The sequence below is a fragment of the Streptomyces sp. L500 genome (assembly GCF_054551825.1).
This window is the reverse complement of record NZ_JBTOLC010000108.1, coordinates 1-3,028: the sequence shown is the minus strand read 5'-3', so window position 1 is coordinate 3,028 and position 3,028 is coordinate 1. Positions and strand designations below refer to the sequence as shown.

1 protein-coding gene is annotated in these 3,028 nt (G+C 73.5%); it reads right to left on the bottom strand.

The genetic code is table 11. The features are described 5' to 3' along the window. A partial coding sequence (locus tag ACX9I7_RS32490) for a type I polyketide synthase (RefSeq protein WP_459389382.1) occupies positions 1-3,028 on the bottom strand: 3,028 nt, incomplete at both ends.

The following is a 3,028-nucleotide window of genomic DNA, read 5'->3' as shown; positions in this document are numbered from 1 at the left end:
CACGAGGATGCCGGCACCTTCGCCCCAGCCGACGCCGTCGGCGCCGTCCGCGAAGGCCTTGCACCGGCCGTCGGCGGAGAGCCCGCCCTGGCGGGAGAACTCGACGAAGGTCAGCGGCGTCGACATGACCGTCACACCACCGGCCAGCGCCAGCGAGCACTCACCCGACCGCAGCGCCTGCGCCGCCAGGTGCAGAGCGACGAGCGACGACGAGCAGGCCGTGTCGACCGTCACCGCCGGGCCCTCGAAACCGAAGGTGTACGACACCCGGCCCGAGGCGACACTGCCCGCGCTGCCACTGCCCTGGTAGCCCTCGAACTCACGCCCTGAGAGGAGCTGGGCGTAGTCGTGGTACATGACGCCCGCGAAGACGCCCGTCCGGCTGCCGCGCAGGGTGGCCGGGTCCATGCCGGCCCGCTCCAGGGCCTCCCACGTCGTCTCCAGCAACAGGCGCTGCTGGGCGTCGGTGGTCAGGGCCTCGCGGGGGCTCATGCCGAAGAACTCGGGGTCGAACTCGGCCGCGTCGTGGAGGAATCCACCGGACCGGGTGGCGATGGCGCTCTCACGGTCCGGGTCGTCCAGGTCCCAGCCGCGGTCCGTCGGGAAGCCGGAGACCGCGTCCACACCGTCCGAGACCAGCCGCCACAGGTCCTCGGGCGACGAGACCCCGCCCGGGAACCGGCAGCTCATGCCCACGATCACCACCGGATCGTCGACGAGCGACGGCAGTGAGCCGACGGCCTGGAGCGAAGCCTCCGGCTCCGCGCCGAAGAGCTCGTCGTACAGATGGCCGACCAGGGCCCGGGCGGTGGGGTAGTCGAACACCGCCGTCGCGGGCAGCCGCAGGCCCGTCGCCTTGCCGAGCCGGTTGCGGAGCTCGATGGCGGTCAGCGAGTCGAAGCCGAGGTCCTGGAAGGCCCTCGACGGGTCCACCGTGTCCGACCCCGCGTGGCCCAGCACGACGGCGATCTGCGTGCGGACGAGGTCCAGCAGCGCGTCGCGCCGTTCGGCCTCGGGGACCGCCGCCAGCCGCCGGACCAGCCCGGAGGCGGCAGCCGCGCCCGCGCCGGCCGTCCGCCGGACGCGGGTGCGGACGAGGCCGCGCAGCAGCGCGGGCACCTCGCCCCGCGCCCGCAGGGCCGCGAGGTCCAGACGGACGGGCAGCAGCGCCGGCCGCGACGCGGCCACCGGCAGGGCGGCGTCGAACAGCGCGAGGCCCTGCTCCACGGACAGCACCGGCATACCGGAACGCGCGATCCGCTGCACGTCGGCCTCGCTCAGCGTGCCGGTCATGCCGCTGTCCTGCGCCCACGGGCCCCAGGCGAGGGACAGACCCGGCAGCCCCTCGGCCCGGCGACGCACGACGAGCGCGTCGAGGAAGGCATTGCCCGCCGCGTAGTTCGCCTGACCCGCGCTGCCGAAAGTGCCGGCGACGGAGGAGAACACGACGAACGCGTCGAGATCGAGGCCCTTGGTCGCCTCGTGGAGGTTCCAGACAGCGTCGACCTTCGGCCGCAGGACCGCGGAAACACGATCCGGGGTGAGGGAAGCGACGATTCCGTCGTCCAGCACACCAGCGGTGTGCACAACGGCCGTGATGCGACCGTGCCGGGAGACGAGGTCGTCCACCGCCGCGCGATCCGCGACGTCACACGCTTCGACGGTCACGTCGACACCCTCGGCGACCAGCTCGGCCACCAGCGCCTCGGCACCCTCGGCGCCCAGGCCACTACGGCTCACCAGCAGAAGGCTGCGCACGCCGTAGGCACTCACCAAGTGCCGGGCGACGATGCGGCCGAGGCCACCCGTCCCACCCGTGACCAGAACCGTACCGTCAGGGCTCCACGAAACCTCCGCCGACGCCTGCTGCTCCACCCGCGCCAGCCGGGCGGCCAGCACCTCGCCGCCACGGACCAGCACCTGCGGCTCGTCCACAGCCAGCGCCCGGGACAGAACCGAGGCATCGACATCGGCATCACCATCGACATCCACCAAGCCGAACCGGCCCGGGCTCTCCAGCTGCGCCGACCGGACCAGACCCCACACGGCGGCACCCGCCAGGTCGTCGCCCGCGACGGCCCCATGGGTGGTGAACACCAGCCGCGAGGAAGCGAATCGCTCCTCGCCCAGCCACGACTGGACGAGTTCGAGGGCGCGCGCGGTGGCGGCGTGGACCGAGCCCACCACGTCGTCCGCATCGATCACCGGTACCGAGGTCACGACGACGGCCGGTACGGCATCGTCCTCGCTCAGCGACGCGAGGTCCGCGTACGCCACGGCTTCGGCGTCCGCGCCCTGGACCGGGGTCCAGTCGAGGGCGAAGAGCGAGTCGCGGTCGGCGGTGCGGAGCTGGTCGGCCGCGATCGGCCGGACCACCAGCGACTCCACGGACGCGACAGGCGCGCCCGCCGTGTCCGCCACGGCGATGGACAGCCCGCCGTCGGCGACGGTGCGGATCCGGGCCCGTACGGCGGAGGCACCCGTGGCGTGCAGCGAGACACCCGTCCACGAGAACGGGACGCCGCGGCGGTCGTCGGAGCCGGTGACCGCGGAGGCGTGCAGGACGGCGTCGAAGAGCGCCGGGTGGAGTCCGTACGCGCCGCCGTCCACGTCCTCGGGCAGCGCCACCTCGGCGAACACCTCGTCGCCGAGCTTCCACGCCGCCCGCAGGCCCTGGAACACCGGGCCGTAGTCGAAGCCCGCCTCCGCGAACTCCTCATAGCTGCTCGTGACATCGACCGGCTCGGCACCCGCCGGCGGCCACGTCACGGCATCGAAAATCTGCGGTTCGGAGTCGTCGGCAGTGAGGAAACCGTCGGCGTGCAGCGTCCACGGCTCGTCGGCCTCGCGCGAGTGGACGGTCACGGCGCGGCGGCCCGCGTCGTCGGGCTCGCCGACCCGGACCTGTACCTGCACTCCGCCCTGCTCGGGCAGGACGAGCGGCGCGGCCAGCGTCAGCTCTTCCAGCCCCGCGCAGCCGACCTCGTCGCCCGCTCGCAGCGCCAGCTCCACCAGCGCCGTTCCCGGT